This is a genomic window from Solwaraspora sp. WMMD1047, from assembly GCF_029626155.1.
Classification (GTDB): Bacteria; Actinomycetota; Actinomycetes; order Mycobacteriales; family Micromonosporaceae; genus WMMD1047.
Genome location: NZ_JARUBL010000001.1, coordinates 455265 through 470408 on the forward strand (window position 1 = coordinate 455265; position 15144 = coordinate 470408).

The 15144-nt window shown below is 73.4% G+C and carries 15 protein-coding genes and 1 pseudogene; 7 read left to right on the forward strand and 9 right to left on the reverse strand.

What is annotated here, in order from left to right; genetic code table 11:
• The first annotated feature begins 12 nt into the window (after positions 1-12).
• Both ispF and O7627_RS02110 read left to right on the forward strand, forming a co-directional pair.
• Positions 13-492 (forward strand): 2-C-methyl-D-erythritol 2,4-cyclodiphosphate synthase, encoded by a 480-nt coding sequence (gene ispF, locus O7627_RS02105; protein WP_278091809.1) that lies wholly within the window; start codon positions 13-15, stop codon positions 490-492.
• A gap of 181 nt (positions 493-673) precedes the next feature.
• Positions 674-1885: a tetratricopeptide repeat protein gene (locus tag O7627_RS02110; protein ID WP_278091810.1), complete on the forward strand. Its 1212-nt coding sequence runs from the start codon at positions 674-676 to the stop codon at positions 1883-1885.
• A 15-nt stretch (positions 1886-1900) separates the two neighbouring features.
• On the opposite strand, the gene O7627_RS02115 is transcribed toward O7627_RS02110, so the two are convergent.
• Complete coding sequence (locus O7627_RS02115; protein ID WP_278091811.1) at positions 1901-3082, reverse strand: homogentisate 1,2-dioxygenase; 1182 nt, start codon at positions 3080-3082, stop codon at positions 1901-1903.
• Positions 3083-3176: 94 nt separating this feature from the next.
• Here O7627_RS02115 and O7627_RS02120 point away from each other — a divergent pair, with 94 nt between their 5' ends.
• From O7627_RS02120 to O7627_RS02135, 4 genes are all read left to right on the forward strand, one after another.
• Positions 3177-4034 carry a hypothetical protein gene (locus O7627_RS02120; RefSeq protein ID WP_278091812.1) on the forward strand — a complete coding sequence of 286 codons (858 nt, stop codon included), beginning with the start codon at positions 3177-3179 and terminating at the stop codon, positions 4032-4034.
• Positions 4031-5239: a fumarylacetoacetase gene (fahA, locus tag O7627_RS02125; protein ID WP_278091813.1), complete on the forward strand. Its 1209-nt coding sequence runs from the start codon at positions 4031-4033 to the stop codon at positions 5237-5239. Before O7627_RS02120 ends, fahA begins: the two co-directional genes overlap by 4 nt.
• A gap of 132 nt (positions 5240-5371) precedes the next feature.
• On the forward strand, positions 5372-5575 hold the full coding sequence (locus O7627_RS02130) for a DUF397 domain-containing protein (protein WP_278091814.1): 204 nt from the start codon (positions 5372-5374) through the stop codon (positions 5573-5575).
• Positions 5576-5722: 147 nt separating this feature from the next.
• A complete protein-coding gene (locus tag O7627_RS02135) occupies positions 5723-7024 on the forward strand; it encodes a PQQ-binding-like beta-propeller repeat protein (protein ID WP_278091815.1) in 1302 nt (433 codons plus the stop codon).
• A gap of 22 nt (positions 7025-7046) precedes the next feature.
• On the opposite strand, the gene O7627_RS02140 is transcribed toward O7627_RS02135, so the two are convergent.
• The 7 genes from O7627_RS02140 to hppD form a co-directional block, all read right to left on the reverse strand.
• Complete coding sequence (locus O7627_RS02140) at positions 7047-8030, reverse strand: hypothetical protein (protein ID WP_278091816.1); 984 nt, start codon at positions 8028-8030, stop codon at positions 7047-7049.
• Positions 8023-8562: a hypothetical protein gene (locus O7627_RS02145; protein WP_278091817.1), complete on the reverse strand. Its 540-nt coding sequence runs from the start codon at positions 8560-8562 to the stop codon at positions 8023-8025. Before O7627_RS02145 ends, O7627_RS02140 begins: the two co-directional genes overlap by 8 nt.
• A 63-nt stretch (positions 8563-8625) precedes the next feature.
• Positions 8626-9159 (reverse strand): hypothetical protein, encoded by a 534-nt coding sequence (locus O7627_RS02150; RefSeq protein ID WP_278091818.1) that lies wholly within the window; start codon positions 9157-9159, stop codon positions 8626-8628.
• 48 nt (positions 9160-9207) lie between these two features.
• The gene (hisC, locus tag O7627_RS02155; protein WP_278091819.1) at positions 9208-10347 is read right to left on the reverse strand and encodes a histidinol-phosphate transaminase; all 1140 of its coding nucleotides are present in this window, start codon (positions 10345-10347) and stop codon (positions 9208-9210) included.
• Entirely contained in the window at positions 10344-11375 is a 1032-nt protein-coding gene (locus tag O7627_RS02160) for an RDD family protein (RefSeq protein ID WP_278091820.1), read from the reverse strand. The genes hisC and O7627_RS02160 overlap by 4 nt, the downstream gene beginning before the upstream one ends.
• A 55-nt stretch (positions 11376-11430) precedes the next feature.
• Complete coding sequence (locus tag O7627_RS02165) at positions 11431-12180, reverse strand: RDD family protein (protein WP_278091821.1); 750 nt, start codon at positions 12178-12180, stop codon at positions 11431-11433.
• Between the two features lie 10 nt (positions 12181-12190).
• Positions 12191-13405, reverse strand: coding sequence for a 4-hydroxyphenylpyruvate dioxygenase (hppD, locus tag O7627_RS02170; RefSeq protein WP_278091822.1), 1215 nt, complete (start codon positions 13403-13405; stop codon positions 12191-12193).
• A 139-nt stretch (positions 13406-13544) separates the two neighbouring features.
• Between hppD and O7627_RS02175 the strand changes: the two genes are divergently transcribed.
• Complete coding sequence (locus tag O7627_RS02175; RefSeq protein ID WP_278091823.1) at positions 13545-14102, forward strand: Lrp/AsnC family transcriptional regulator; 558 nt, start codon at positions 13545-13547, stop codon at positions 14100-14102.
• On the opposite strand, the pseudogene O7627_RS02180 reads toward O7627_RS02175, so the two are convergent.
• Positions 14069-15046, reverse strand: a pseudogene (locus O7627_RS02180) (DUF5937 family protein); the annotation flags it as partial. The gene O7627_RS02175 and the pseudogene O7627_RS02180 sit on opposite strands and share 34 nt — an antisense overlap.
• Between the last annotated feature and the right edge of the window lie 98 nt (positions 15047-15144).

A 15144-nucleotide genomic window follows, 5' to 3' on the forward strand; every position in this document is an offset into this window, starting at 1 on the left:
TAGGCTGCCGAGGTGATCGTTCCCCGGGTCGGTGTGGGCACCGACGTGCACGCGTTCGCCCCCGACCGGGAGTGCTGGGTGGCCGGCCTGTACTGGCCGGGCGAGACCGGGCTGGCCGGGCACTCCGACGGTGACGTGGCCGCGCACGCCGCGTGCGACGCGCTGTTCGCCGCCGCCTCGCTCGGCGATCTCGGCGCCAACTTCGGTGTCGCCGAGCCGGAGTGGGCCGGCGCGCGGGGGGTGCTGCTGCTGGCCGAGGCCGCCCGCCGGGTCCGGGCCGCCGGCTTCGAGATCGGCAACATCTCGATCCAGGTGATCGGGGTACGGCCGAAGATCGGGCCGCGGCGGGCCGAGGCGCAGCGGTTGCTCGGCGAAGCGGTCGGCGCCCCGGTGGCGGTCTCGGGCACCACGACCGACGGACTCGGCCTCACCGGCCGGGCCGAGGGACTGGCGGGCGTGGCGGTGGCCCTGGTGGTCCCCACCGGGTCCTGACCCGATCCGGCAGCGCGGCCGGCACCCGGGCCGGCATCGGCAGGGCCGACGCCGGCCGGCCGACCACCTGGGCCGGCGTCGGCGGGGCCGGCACCGAGGCGACGCCGGCCGACAACCTGGACCGGCGTCGGCGGGGCCGGTGGTGGCGTCGGCGGCGGGCGTCATTGGCTACTCTCGGGCCGTGTCCAGCGAAGCCGACCCACCCGCCGATTTCGACGGCTACCTCCAGCGGGCCGGGCTCCTCGCCGAGTTGGGCCGCTACGACGAGGCGGCCGCCGAACTCGGTTTCGCGCTCGCGCTGTCGCCCGGCGACGGCGCGGCCGCCGTGCTGTTGGCGCGGGTGCACCTCGCCGGTGACCGGCCCGCCGACGCGCTCGCCGCGGTGGACGCGGCGTTGGCCGCCGCGCCCGCCGAGCCGGCGACGCTTGTCACCCGGGCGTTCGCCCTGATCGATCTGCGCCGGTTCGGCGAGGCGGCTCAGCTGGCGGACCTCCTGCTCACCACCGGTCCCGCGGACCCGTACGCCCAGCGCAGCGCGGCGGCGATCCTGGCCGAGGCGCGCAACGGACAGGTCGCGCTCAACGCGGCCTGGCGCAGTGTGGAACTCGGGCCGGCGGACGCGCAGAACCATCTGGTGCTCGGCCTGGTGTCGGCCCGGTTGGGCCTGTTCGACCTGGCTGAACGGGGTTACCGGGAGGCGCTGCGGCTCGATCCCGAACTCGCCGAGGTGACGAGCGACGTCGGGGTGATCCGGCTGGAGTCGCGCCGTTACTCGCTGGCGCTGGCCGAACTGGCCGAGGCGGCAGCCCTGCTGCCACCCCCACCGCCCCCGCCGCCACCCGCCGGGGCGCCCCCGGTGAGTCCGGCGCCCCCCGCGAGTCCCGGGCCGCCGGTGACTCCGGGGTCGCCCGTGAGTCCAGGGACGCCCTTCAGCCCAGGGTCGCCGGTGAGTCCCGGGCCGCCGCCGCCCGGGGCGCCGGGCCGATCGGCCGGTGGCGCGCCGGTCGGGCGGCCCCCGGTCGCCGAGGGCCTGCGGCAGCTCGTCGGGTACGGGGCCGGCTACGCGGTCGCGGCGACCGTGCTGGTCGCCTGCCTGGCGGCCGGCAACGCGGCCATCTCCCGGCTCTTCGCGGTGCTGGCGGCGGTCGCCGGCTTCGTCCTGCTGTGGAGCGTGGGCCGGCGGTTGCCGGGCCTGCTGGGGACGCTGCTGCCGGCGCTGGTGCGGCGGGACCGCGGGCTCGGGTTGTCGATCTACGCCGTGCTGGCCGGACCCGGCCTGGTCCTCCTCTATGCCCTGGTCGGCACGCCGTGGCCGTTGGTGCTGGCGATCGCCGCCTCGGCGATCGCCCAGCTCGTGGTGCTGCGCCGCCCGATGCCGCCGCCGATCTCCTGACCGGCCGGCCGCCGGTCAGGTCCGCGGGTCGCGGGCCCAGGTCCAGGCGTACCCGGTGTCCTCGCAGGCCAGGGCCGGCTCGCAGAGGTCGAGCGGGCGGAAGGTGTCGACCATGACGGCGAGCTCGTCGAAGTAGTCGGCCCCGATGGCCCGTTCGGCGGCCCCCGGTTGCGGGCCGTGGGTGAAGCCGGCCGGGTGCAGCGAGATCGAGCCCTGCTCGATGCCGGAGCCACGCCGGGCCTCGTAGTTCCCGCCGGTGTAGAAGAGCATCTCGTCGGAGTCGACGTTGTGGTGGTTGTACGGCACCGGGACGGCCAGCGGGTGGTAGTCGACCTTGCGGGGCACGAAGGAGCAGATCACGAAGTTGGGGCCCTGGAAGGTCTGGTGCACCGGCGGCGGCTGGTGCACCCGGCCGGTGATCGGCTCGAAGTCGTGGATCGAGAACGCCCATGGGTAGAGGTGGCCGTCCCAGCCGACCACGTCGAACGGGTGGTGTGCGTACACGTAGCGGGTCCAGCCCCGCCGGTGCCGGACGTAGACCTCGGCCTCCTCGTCCTCGTCGGCCAGCAGCGGCGCGGTCGGCCCCCGGACGTCGCGCTCGCAGTAGGGCGAGTGTTCGAGGAACTGCCCACGTACGGAGAGGTAGCGCCTGGGTGGGCCGATGTGGCCGGTGGCTTCGACGGTGAGCAGGCGGACCGGGTCGGGGGCGATCGGGACCACCCGGTGCACCACCGAAGTTGGGATGATCACGTAGTCGCCGGCGGTCACGCCGAGCACGCCGAAGGTCGACTCGATCCGCGCCGCGCCGGACTCGACGTAGAGGCACTCGTCGCCGACGGCGTTGCGGTACAGCGGCGAGGGCTGGTCGGCGACGACGTACGAGATCCGGACGTCGTCGTTTGCCAGCAGCGGCTGCCGGCCGAGCACGGCATCGGCGCCGCCGGCGTGTCCGTCGAGTTTGTGGGTGCGCAGATGCCGTGGCTTGAGGGGGAGGTTGGGCAGCCGGGTCCAGGTCGGCGCCGGGTACTCCTCGGCGGAGAGGATCGCGGTCGGCAGGTGGCGGTGGTAGAGCAGGGAGGAGTCGGCGGAGAAGCCCTCCTGGCCCATCAACTCCTCCGCGTAGAGGCTGCCGTCGGGCTGGCGGAACTGGGTGTGGCGTTTGCGGGGCACCTCGCCGACGCTGCGGTAGTACGGCATGTCCACCTCCGTTTTGTCCCAGTCAGCGGCCGGCAATGCCCGATAATCGGACGCTGTTGTCCGCTACTCGTAGCGTCCCGTAAGTTCTGTAGTCGTGTCAACGCAGGTGCCCCGGCTGCTCGACAGCCTCGTCGACGACGCCGCCGTCTTCCCGCCGGGCAGCGTCCCGCTGCCCGAGGCGGTGGCCGCGCACCGCCGGCACCGCACCTCCTGGTACGCGAACCTGGTCGGACCGCTGCTGGTCCCGGCCTCGGACCTGCGGTCCCTGCCGGTGCTGCTCGACGACGACGAGCGGATCGAGATCGGGGTGGTCGGCGACGTACCCATCCCCCGGCTGTACCCACTGCGGGACGCCCTCGATCCGCGGATCCGGGTCCGCCAGGTGGAGGCGGCGGTGGCCAAGCGGGGCGAGGACCCGCAACTCGGCCTGGCCGAGCTGATGGGCCTGCCGGCCCACGTCGACGACGCCGACGTTTACGCCGAGATCCCGCTGACCTGGGGCCTGCTGCGCGCCCTGGACACGCTGGCCCGGGAGCGGGCGAGTGGGAAGCGGGTGGCGGCGAAGTTCCGCACCGGCGGGCTGGCCGCCGAGCTCTTCCCGACGCCGGTCGAGCTGGCCGCCGTGATCTGCGCCTGCCGCGACCGGGAGCTGCCGTTCAAGCTCACCGCGGGGCTGCACCACGCGATCCGGCACGTCGACCCGGAGACCGGTTTCACCCACCACGGGTTCGTCAACGTACTGGTGGGAGTGCAGGCGGCGGACGAGGGCGGCGAGGTGGCCGACGTCGCGGAACTGCTCGCCGCCACCGATCCACTGGTGCTGGTCGAGCGGGTACGCGGCGGGCGGGCCGCCGACCGCCCGCTCTGGGCCGGCTTCGGCTCGTGCAGCATCGTGGAACCACTCACCGATCTGGTCCGACTCGGGCTGGTGGACGGGGGATTCGAGGCATGAGCTGGCTGACGGCCGCGGCGGGATCGCCGTACGGGATCCACAACCTGCCGTACGGCGTCTTCGCCCACGCCGGCCGCCCGGCCAGGATCGGGGTCCGGATCGCCGACGCCGTGCTGGACCTGGCCGGCGCCGAGGAGGCCGGGCTGATCCTGGCCGGCGGCGCGCTGCGTGAACCCACCCTGAACGCGTTCCTGGCGCTCGGCCGGCCGCAGTGGACGGCGGTGCGGCACCGGATCGTCGAGCTGCTCACCGAGCCGGAGCACGAGGCGGCGGTGCGGCCGTTGCTGATCCCGCTGACGGAGGTGGCCCTGCGGCTGCCGATCGAGGTCGCCGACTACGTCGACTTCTACTCCTCGGAGCAGCACGCGAGCAACGTCGGGCAGATCTTCCGGCCCGGCCAGCCGGCGTTGCCGCCGAACTGGAAACACCTGCCGATCGGCTACCACGGCCGAGCCGGCACCGTCGTGGTCTCGGACACCCCGGTGGTACGCCCGTGCGGCCAGCTTCCGACCGGAGCGGGGACGCCCGTCTTCGGCCCCTCCGGCAAGCTGGACATCGAGGCCGAGGTCGGGTTCGTGGTGGGGCCGGGCACCCGGTTGGGTGAACCGGTCGGCGTCGCGGATCTGCACGACCACGTCTTCGGGCTGCTGCTGGTCAACGACTGGTCGGCCCGGGACATCCAGGCCTGGGAATATCAGCCGCTCGGGCCGTTCCTCGGTAAGTCCTTCGCCACCTCGGTCTCGCCCTGGCTGGTGCCGCTGGACGCGCTCGCCGACGCCTGGGTGCCGGCGCCGGTGCCGGAGCCGCCGGTGCTGGACTACCTGCGTGACGTCCCGCACCTCGGTCTCGACCTGCGGCTGGCCGTCGACTGGAACGGTGACCGGGTCAGCGAGCCGCCGTTCGCCACCATGTACTGGACCCCGGCCCAGCAGCTGGCCCATCTCACCGTGAACGGCGCGACCCTGCGCACCGGCGACCTGTTCGCCTCCGGCACCGTCTCGGGTCCACGCCGGGACCAGGTCGGCTCCTTCCTGGAGCTGACCTGGGGCGGCCGTGAGCCGCTGACCCTGTCGGACGGTTCCACCCGGACCTTCCTGGCCGACGGCGACACCGTCACCATAAGCGGCACGGCTCCCGGCCCGGACGGTACGACCGTCGGGCTCGGTGCGGTCACCGGAACTGTCCGGCCCGCCCGCGCGGCCTGATCGCACCGGCTGTCCGACGGAGAGTCACGGCGCAATCACAGTATGGTGATGCGCTCTTTGTGGTACATCTAGCGGTTGAAAGCCGCATACGTCCGTACAACGGGCGTTTTTTCGTGTCGAAAGGTATTAGCGATGATGGACTTTTCCGGCGCCGTATGGCGCACCAGCAGCCGCTCGAACGACCAGGGGCTCTGCATCGAGGTGGCCGACAACCTGGTCGGCGTGGTGGGAGTCCGGGACTCCAAGGACCCGGGCGGCCCGGTGCTCGCGGTGAGCCCGCCGGGGTGGGCGGCCTTCGTGGCGGCGGCCGCCGCCGACCGGTTCGAGCGGGGGTGACCTGACCGCTCGCAGCGGCGGCCCGGCGCCTCCCCGAGCGGAAGCGCCGGACCGCCGACGACGGGTCGGCCGAGCCGGCCCGAACCATGGTCACCTGGCAGGTTCCGTCCGATCCGGCGCCGGTAGGGTGCCCGGCGGAGGTGTCCGATGACGACTGCCAAGGTCCGGTGGCTCGCCGTGGCCGCGGTGTCGACGGTGCTGGCCCTGGTGGCCGTCGCCGTGGTCGGGTACCGGGTGCTCGCCCCGGCCGAGGTGCTCACCCCGGCCACCACCGCCTATCCGGCCGCCCCGGCCGCCCCGGCCGGGGTGATCGGCACTCTGAACGCCGCGCCGCTGCTGGTGGAGGGGCGACTGCGGGTCTACGCCACCACCCGCCGGGTCTGGGCCGACCAACCGGTGGACGCGGCCACCCGGCGTACCCCGTACTGGGCGTACCGGCGCTGGCCGGCGCAGCTCGTCGGGGTGGCCGTGACCGGAACGACGGTGGTCAGCCGGTGGTCCGACGGCGAGCTGGTGGGGCTGGACGCCCGGACCGGCCGGATCGCCTGGCGGGCGGCCGGGCCGCCCACCGACCAGGGGTACGCGGGCCGGCGCACCGGGGCGAGCACCGTCTACGCCCCGGCCGGGCTGCACACGGCGCGCACCGACGACGGCCGGGCGGTGCTGCTGCTGGCCGACGATTCCGTGGCGCGCGGGTTCGACCCGGCCACCGGGCGGGAGCTCTGGCGGTACGACGGCGAGCCCAATTGCCGGGCGGACCCGCTGACCACCGCCGCCGGTCAGTTCGTCACCGTGGACCGGTGCGCCTCGCCCCAGGTCGTCGAGTTCCGGGCCGCGGCTTCCGGCGAGGTGACCGGCCGGTGGCGGCCGGCCGACGCCGCCCCGGAACTCGCCGTCGAGCCGGTCGGCTGCCGGGTCGCCCGCTCGGACTGCCACGCCCTCCGGATCGCCGCGGCCGGTACGACGGGCCCGGCCGGCACCGCGGGTGGCGCCGCCCCGGCTGGTGTCCGGCAGGGCGTTGTCACCGGCTGGCTGACAGCCGACGCGGCCGAGCCGGTCCGGTCACCCGAGCTGGACGATCCGGCATCCACAGTGGTCGACGGCGTGGCGGTTGTTCCGGAGAACGGGGCGGTCGTGGGGCGGCCGGCGGCCGGTGGCGACGAGCTGTGGCGCCGCCCCGGAGCCGCGCGCATCCTGGCGGTCCAGCCGGGGCGGGTGCACTTGCGGCCGGAGTCCCGCGAACTGGTCAACCTCGACCCGCGTACCGGCGCGGAACTGTCCCGCTACCCGCTCACCCAGGGCCGTGACTCCACGACCTGGGCGCCGGGTTTCGCCTACGCCAGCGACGGGTTCCTCGCGGTCGAGCGGCTCACCCAGCCGGTCGAGCCCGACGCCCCGAACTCGCGCTACTACCTGGCCGCGCAGCCGGTCATCCTCGCCGCCACCTGACCCGGCTCCCGGCCGGCGGCCGTCACCGGTGCCGGGCCCGGTAGGCCAGACCGCCGAGGGCCGCCAGGACCAGCACCGAGAGCACCACACCGACGGCTAGCCGGGAACCGGTGTGGAAGGTGGCCTCGTCCATCCGGTATCCGCCGAACGTCACCTCCCCGCTGATCCGGCGCTCCGTGGTGCCGCTGGCCAGCTTGAGTTCGGCGGTCCATCGGCCGTCCGGCAGGGCGGGGTCGAGCGGAACGCTCACCACCGCCTCGCCGTCGAGCGCGACCGTCTTGTCGACTCGGATCTGAACCGGGTCCACGGAGAGCTTGCCAGGTCCGTCGGAGAGCCGCAGCTCGCCGACGAGATCGAGGGCTCGGCCACCGGTGTTCGTCACGCGTGCGCTGACGACCGGTACCCCGTCCGGGCGCCGTTCGCCGGTCAGCCCGCCGATGTCGAAGTCGGTGGCCGGTTCGCCACCGGGACCGACCGAGAGATAGACCCGCACGCCGGCCCGACCGACGTTGCGGACGTTCGTCAGCTTGTTCAGCTTGCCGGCCGACTCCGCCCAGATCACGGCGTAGCGCTCGCCGGGTGTCGCGTCCGGCGGGACGATCAGGGTCACCTCTACCAGCGCGGACTCGTCGGGCGCGAGCCTGACTTCCTGGGTGTCCAGCCGGATCCAGCTGGCCAGGTCGTTCTGCTCGCGGTCGGCGGCGAACTGGAAGCCGGCCTTGCCGACCGCACCGCCGCCGGGATAGACCGAGATGGTCTGCGGCTGCGACGACGGGTTGTTGACCGCGACCCGGCGCCGGATGATCTCGCCGGGCTTGAGGTGGTCCACGATGTAGAGCCGTGCGCGCGGGTCGTCGCGGCGGCTGACCGGCGCGTCCACCAGCCGGATGCCGACCGCCGCCGGCTCGTCCGACCACGACGGGTCCGACGGTCCGGCGGCGGCCGCGCCTGTCGGCACCGCGAGCAGCAGGGACAGGGCCGCCGACGCGGCCAGCACGTTACGCAACGGAGTGCGTCACCGTGCCCGTGTAGAGGCCGCCGACCGCCCCGGGCGGCACGTCCACCCGCAGGGTCGGGTTCCAGGTGGCCGAGTTGTTGCCGGCACCCGAGGTCTTGGAGAACGCGACCCGCGGCACGTTGAGCACGACCGCGTCGGCGGCGGTGAGCTGGCCCGGCACGAAGGTGCCGGTGCCGGTGGTCGCGGTGGCCGGGCCGGACCAGTAGGAGATCGCGTTGATCGGGATGGTCTCATCCGGCGTCCCGGCGGTGGTGGTGAAGGAGGTGGTGACGACGGAGGCGGTCCAGGTTGCGGTGGCGGCGGCCCGCGCGTCGGTGACCTGGACCGGACCGAGTTGACCGGAGGTCGAACTGCCGGGGAAGGCGTTGCCGATGTTGGCCGCCGCGGGCACTGCGATCGACAGGTTCGACGTGCCGACCGTGAACGTGACGATCGTGTCCCCGGACGGTTGGGCGGAGGCCGGTGCTGCGACCACCAGGGTGGCGAGCACGGCAGTTGACAGCAGCAACAGCTTTCTCATAGCGCCCATGATAGGAAACAAGTGGCCGAAAGTGGCGATATCAGCGCCAAAACCAGCAAATCGTCAGGCGACCGAGTGGGTGATCCGCCCGGTGTATAACCCCGCCACCGCACCGGCGGGCACACTGACGATCACGGTGGGGTTCCACCGGCAGGTGTTGTTCTGGTTACCCGACGTCTTCGAGAACGCGACCCGTGGCACGCCCAGCGTCTGCGCCTGCGCGCTGGTGAGCTGACCCGGCACCCGGTTCCCGCCGCCGGTCCCGGCGGTCTGAGGGCCGGACCAGTAGGAGATCCGGCTGTTCGCGATCGTCTCCGCCGGGCTCGCTCCCCCGGTGGTGTAGGCCGTCGAGGAGACCGTCACCGTCCAGGTGTTCGGGTTGATGGCGCGGGTGTCGCTGACGATCACGGTGCCGAGTTGCCCGCTCACCGATGAGCCCGGGAACACGTTGCCGAGGTTGCGGCTGGCGGGCACCGTGATGGTCAACGCCGCCTGCGCGGCCAGGTTGGTGACGCTGTGCCCGGCGGGCAGTGCCCCCGCCGGCACCGCCGCCGTCACCAGGAGAGACAGTCCGATCGGGACAGCTAGAAAACGCATGCCAGATACAACGAGCACCGCTACGAGCTGTGACGAAGCCCGTTCCGCCTAGCCGCTTCCGGACTCTAGGGCCGCCTCCGCGGCGGCCAGGAAGGCGTCGTTCTCGGCCGGGGTGCCGACGGTGACGCGTACCCCGTCGCCGGGGAACGGCCGGACGATCACGCCGCGCGCCTCGCACGCCCGGCCGAACTCCAGCGACCGGTCGCCCAGCGGCAGCCAGACGAAGTTGGCCTGGCTCTCCGGGACGCCAGGCAGCAGCTTGCGCAGCGCCTCGGTCAGCCGGTCCCGCTCGGCGATCACCAGGTCGCAGCGGCGGCGTACCTCGTCGGCCTGGGTCAGGGCGGCCAGCGCACCGGCCTGCGCGGTGGCGCTGGCCGAGAACGGGGTGACCACCTTGCGGACGGCGGCGGCCACCTCCGGCTGCGCCACCAGGAAGCCGATCCGCAGCCCGGCCAGCCCCCACGCCTTCGACAGCGTCCGCAGCACCACCACGTTCGGCCGGTCGCCATAGGACACCAGGCCGTCCGGCACCTGCGGGTCCGTGACGAACTCCCGGTACGCCTCATCCAGCACCACCAGCACGTCGGACGGCACCGCGTCCAGGAACCGGTCCAGCTCCGCCCGGCGCACGCTGGTGCCGGTCGGGTTGTTCGGGTTGCAGACCAGCACCAGCCGGGTCCGCTCGGTCACGGCCGCGGCCATCGCCGCCAGGTCGTGCCCGTGGCCGGCGTCGTTCGGCACCCGCACGCTCGTCGCGCCGCTGGTCGCCGCGATGATCGGGTACGCCTCGAAGGAGCGCCACGAGTAGATCACCTCGTCGCCAGGCAGGCAGGCGGCGCGGACCAGGTGTTCGCAGAGCGCGACGGACCCGCAGCCCGTGGCGATCCGCTCGGCGTCCACGCCGTACCGGTCGGCGAGCGTGTCCCGCAGCGCCACCACACCCATGTCGGGATAGCGGTGCGCCCCGGCCGCCGCCTCGGCCACCGCCTCGACCACGCCGGGCAGCGGACCGTACGGCACCTCGTTGCTGGCCAGCTTGATCGCCTCGGGCAGGCCGAGTTCGCGGGCCAGGTCGGCCGGGCTGCGGCCGGGCACGTAGTTCGGCAGCGCGGCCAGGTCCGAGCGGGTCAACCGCCGGCCGGCGGCCTGGTCGGACTCAGCCGGACCGGGGCGGTTCGGGTCGGTCATCGGTCGGTACCTCCGGAGGTGGGGGTGTCGGCGCCGTCCTTGTCCCCGGCCGGCGGCGTCGCGGCGGACGCCTTCGGTACCGCGACCACGACGGTCTGGGCGCGCTTGTCGTGCAGGGCCTGCCGCAGCGGCCGGTCGAAGAGCGGGAACGCGCAGTCGACCAGCTGCAGCAGCAGCCCGACGCCGCAGCAGCCCCAGAGGAAGGTGGGCAGGCCGAGCAGGTTCCACCGGCGCAGCGAGCGCCCGAAACCGAGCCGTTCGTCGGCGGCGAGCGGCACCACCTTGACGCCCATCAGCCGCTTGCCGAACGTCTGGCCGCCGTTGGCCAGCGCCGGCACCTCGTACGCGAACCAGAGCGCGGCGGCGATCAGCAGGATGACCACCTGCAGCCCCTCCGCCTGCCCGGTGGCCGGCATTCCCTCGGCCGTCGACTCGCCGGCCATCGAACGCCGCACCAGCTCGTCCGCGAACGGCCGGATGTCCTGCACCAGCCGCCAGACGAAGAAGCCGTTGACGGCGACGTTGAGCAGCAGCAGCACGCCGATGTCGATCAGCCGCGCCGCCAGTCGGGGGCCGAACGGCGCCAGCGGCAGGCCGTGCGGGCGGGGGGGCGGCGGTGGCTGCAACCCGTACTGGTGGTAGACCCAGCCCGGGGGCGGGGTTGCGCCCGGTGCCCCGTTGGCCGGTGGCCAGCCGGCGATCCCGCCGGCCGGGAGGTCCGACCCCGGCTGCCCGGACGGCTGCGACGGCCCGCCGGTCGCCGGCGTGCCGTTTGCCGGCGTGCCGTTTGCCGGGCGGTCGCCGGCCGCGGCACCGAGGTCCCCGGCCGGCCTACCGGCGGCCGACCCGGTCGAGTCCGACGGTGCGGCGGGGGCGGCCTCGCCGGCGGGCTCCGGTTCCTCCTCGGGCGGCCCCGGGGGTGGGGTGGCGTCGGCGGGCAGCGGTGCGCCGATCCAGCCCTCACCGTCCCAGTAGCGCTGGGTGGTGGGCTCGGCGGGGTCGGCGTACCAGCCGGGTTGCACCGTCATCTCGTCGGCCCGGGGCGGGTCGCGGGGTGCGGCCGGTTGGCCGTGGCATTCCAGGTCACCCTGGCACCTTAACGACCACGGTCTGGGCGAACTTGTCGTGGAGGCACTGCTGGTACGGCTTGTCCCAGAGTTGCCAGAGTCCGTCGAGGTAGTTGAGGAACGGTACGAAGCTGCCGGCGAGGTACTGGACCAGGTAGCGCCTGGTGGCGATGCCCCGATCCAGGGAGAGCCGCGGGTCCAGCGGGATTATCCGCAGCTTCATCACCCGCTTGCCGAGCGTCTGGCCGGTCCGGAACATCATCTCCACGAAATAGACGTAGTAGACGGCGAGGAGCACGAGCACCAGGCCGAACTGCAATGCCAGTATCGGCAGGACGAAGGCGAAGACGTCCGGCTCGGCGTAACTGCCGTCCGGACCCACGCCCAACGCGTTCGGCATGATCACGGCGAACATCAGGATCGTCGCCGGGATCATCAGCAGCAGGGCGACGCCGGTCATGACGGCCGCGTCGATCAGGAAGGCCAGGAACCGGTCACCGAAGCTGGCCAGCGGCTGGCCGTTCGGCGCGAGCGCGGGCGGCACGAACCGGGGCTGCCCCGGCGGCGGGGGACCGAACCCGGGCGGCGGGGGTCGGTGGCCCGGCGGCGGGCCGTACCCCGGCTGGGTTGGGCCGTATCCCGGCGGCGGGCCACCGCCCGGTGGCGGCTGACCGCCACCGGGCGGTGGGCCGTACTGGTGCGGGATCGGCGGCCCGGCGGGCGGCGGGGCGTCGGGCCGGACCGGGTACGGAGGCTGCTCAGTCACGCGGACAGTCTTACAGGTTGCCGCGAGCCTGCTGCTCCCGCTCGATCGCCTCGAACAACGCCTTGAAGTTGCCCTTGCCGAAGCCGAGCGACCCGTGCCGCTCGATCAGCTCGAAGAAGACCGTCGGCCGGTCCTGCACCGGCTTGGTGAAGATCTGCAGCAGGTAGCCGTCCTCGTCCCGGTCGACCAGGATCCGGCGGGCCTTCAGCTCCTCGATCGGGGCGCGCACCTCGCCGATGCGGGCCCGCAGCTCCGGGTCGTCGTAGTACGAGTCGGGGGTGGCCAGGAACTCGACCCCGGCGGCCCGCATCGCGTCGACGCTGGCCAGGATGTCGTTCGTGGCGACGGCGATGTGCTGGGCGCCGGGTCCGCCGTAGAACTCCAGGTACTCGTCGATCTGCGACTTCTTCCGGGCCATCGCCGGCTCGTTGAGCGGGAACTTGACCTTGCGGGTGCCGTTGGCGACCACCTTCGACATCAGCGCCGAGTAGTCGGTGGCGATGTCGTCGCCGATGAACTCGGCCATGTTGGTGAAGCCCATCACCCGGCGGTAGAACTCCACCCACTCGTCCATCCGGCCCAGCTCGACGTTGCCCACCACGTGGTCGACGGCCTGGAAGAACCGCTTCGGCTGCAGGCCGGCGTCGATCATCGGCTGCCGGTCCACGATCGGCGCCCGGGCGGCGAAGCCGGGCAGGAACGGCCCGTCGTAGCGGGACCTGTCGATCAGCGAGTGTCGGGTGTCGCCGTACGCGGCGATGGTGGCGATCCGGACGGTGCCGTGCTCGTCGGTGACGTCGTGCGGCTCGACCAGCCCGGTGGCGCCCTGGGCCAGCGCGTGGGCGTAGCCGGCGTCCACGTCCGGTACGGCGAGCGCGATGTCCTGCACGCCGTCGCTGTGCTGGGTGACGTGCTCGGCGCCCGGCGCGTCCGCGTGCACCGCGCCGACCAGCACGAACCGGGCCGAACCGCTGGTCAGCACGTACTCGGCGTGGTCGCGGTAGCCCTGCTCCGGACCCCGGTACGCCACGCAGGTCATCCCGAACGCGGTCGAGTAGTAGTGCGCGGCCTGCTTGGCGTTGCCCACCAGGAACCGCAGGTGGTCGATGCCCTTGACCGGGAACGGGTCGGCCGCGATGTCGTGCTCCACGGCGCCGACCAGCCGGTCGACATCGACATCGGGGGTGGTGCCGGTCGTGTCGTGGGTCCCGAGCGTCTGGGTCATCGTCGTGCTCCCTCCGGATGGCGCGGTTGCCGGCCTCGTGAGCCGGTGTCCTGGCACCGAGGATCCCGACCCGGAGCCCTGCTGGGCAACCGTCGCCGATCTGGCTGTTCAGGTTGCGCATTCGGTATGGTTACAGCCCATGATCCCTGGACAGGATGTACAGCTCGACGAGCTCGACGCGAGGTTGATCGAGCTGCTCGCCGCCGAGCCGCGGATCGGGGTGCTGGAGTCTTCCCGGCGGCTGCGGGTGGCCCGCGGGACCGTCCAGTCCCGCCTCGACAAGCTGCAGGCCCGGGGGGTGATCGAGGGCTTCGGGCCACAGCTCTCGCCGGCCGCGATCGGGTTCGGGGTGACCTCGTTCGTCACCCTGGAGATCAGCCAGCGGCAGGGGCACGAGCCGGTGGCGGAGCACCTGCGCGGCATCCCGGAGGTGCTGGAGGCGTACACCATCACCGGCTCCGGCGATCTGCTCTGCCGGATCGTGGCCCGCTCCAACAGTGACCTGCAGCGGGTGATCGATCAGATCGTGGCGTACGAGGGGATCGCCCGCGCCTCGACCATCATCGCGCTGGCCGAGCAGATCCCCTACCGGGTGCTGCCGCTGGTCCGCTCGGCGGTCGCATCGGCTGGCCGCTCCGCGGTCGGGTCCGACGGCAGTTCGGCGGCGAGTGCGTCGCCCACGACAGTGCGCTCGTAGCGGACCGCCTGGCCGAGCCGGGTGCGACGGACCAGGCCGGCGTCGCGGAGCACGGCCAGGTGGTCGCCGATCGTGCCGAGCGCCAGCCCGAGCTGGGCGACCAGTTGGCTGGTGGTCGCCGGCACCGCCAGCGCCCGCAGCAGGGTGGCCCGGGTCGGCCCGACCAGCCGGTCCAGCCCGTCCGGGGTGCGGTCGGCCGGCGGCGGGCCGAGCAGGTCGGCCACCCCGCGGGCCCGGTAGCAGATGGCGGGCGGCCAGGGCAGTTCGACGGAGATGCTGAGGGTGCCGAAGACGGTCGGCACGAAGAGCAGTCCGCGCCCGTTGAGGCGGTGCGTCTCCGGGTCGTGCGGCATGGCCACGATGGTGCCGGTCGGGCCGTCGGACTCCCAGCTCAGCCCGGGATCCAGGTCGGCCAACGCGGCCGCCCAGCCGTAGGTGGCCAGCCGGCCGGCCCGCTGCACCACGTCGCGCTCCAGCACCGCCCGCAGCCTCGGCCAGTCCGGTTCGATGAGGGTGACCCAGGCGGCCTCGACGGCGTCGGCGAGCCGGTCCACCACGTCCGGCGAGTCCAGGATCCGGCGCGCGTACTCCGGCGGGGGGCGGTGCCCGGCCAGGTTGCGGGCCAGCTCCTCACGGGCCTGGTCGAGCGGGGTGGCCCGGAACAGCGCCAGCTCCTCGACGAAGCTCAGCCCGACCCCGGCCGGCGGCGGGTGGATGAAGTCGGCGTTGTAGGCCCGCCGCCGGTACAGCGACCGGATCGCCCCGATCGCCGGCCACCGCCGCACTAGCGCCCGGTAACTCTCCCGATGCCGGCGCACCCACGGCACCAGCAACCCGGCCCGGTCGTCCCGCCCCAACAGCCGCAACGCCGTCATCGTCTCCCCCAGGGGCGAGATGGCGAACCGGCTGGCCGCCACATCGCCCGACCCGACCTCGATCCGCACCCTGAGAACGCTAGCCCGATCTGCGGAGCCGATCGGCCCGGGACCTCAGTTCGCCAGGACTTTTCGGCGTCGGGCGAAACATTCGACGGGGAGTGGGT

Bases quoted from the DNA above. Each gene is read 5' to 3' on its own strand.
- O7627_RS02115 (WP_278091811.1), bottom strand. From the start codon at position 3,082: ATGCCGTACTACCGCAGCGTCGGCGAGGTGCCCCGCAAACGCCACACC.
- fahA (WP_278091813.1), top strand. From the start codon at position 4,031: ATGAGCTGGCTGACGGCCGCGGCGGGATCGCCGTACGGGATCCACAAC.
- O7627_RS02130 (WP_278091814.1), top strand. From the start codon at position 5,372: ATGATGGACTTTTCCGGCGCCGTATGGCGCACCAGCAGCCGCTCGAAC.
- O7627_RS02135 (WP_278091815.1), top strand. From the start codon at position 5,723: ATGACGACTGCCAAGGTCCGGTGGCTCGCCGTGGCCGCGGTGTCGACG.
- O7627_RS02145 (WP_278091817.1), bottom strand. From the start codon at position 8,562: ATGAGAAAGCTGTTGCTGCTGTCAACTGCCGTGCTCGCCACCCTGGTG.
- O7627_RS02150 (WP_278091818.1), bottom strand. From the start codon at position 9,159: ATGCGTTTTCTAGCTGTCCCGATCGGACTGTCTCTCCTGGTGACGGCG.
- hisC (WP_278091819.1), bottom strand. From the start codon at position 10,347: ATGACCGACCCGAACCGCCCCGGTCCGGCTGAGTCCGACCAGGCCGCC.
- O7627_RS02160 (WP_278091820.1), bottom strand. From the start codon at position 11,375: ATGACGGTGCAACCCGGCTGGTACGCCGACCCCGCCGAGCCCACCACC.
- hppD (WP_278091822.1), bottom strand. From the start codon at position 13,405: ATGACCCAGACGCTCGGGACCCACGACACGACCGGCACCACCCCCGAT.
- O7627_RS02175 (WP_278091823.1), top strand. From the start codon at position 13,545: ATGATCCCTGGACAGGATGTACAGCTCGACGAGCTCGACGCGAGGTTG.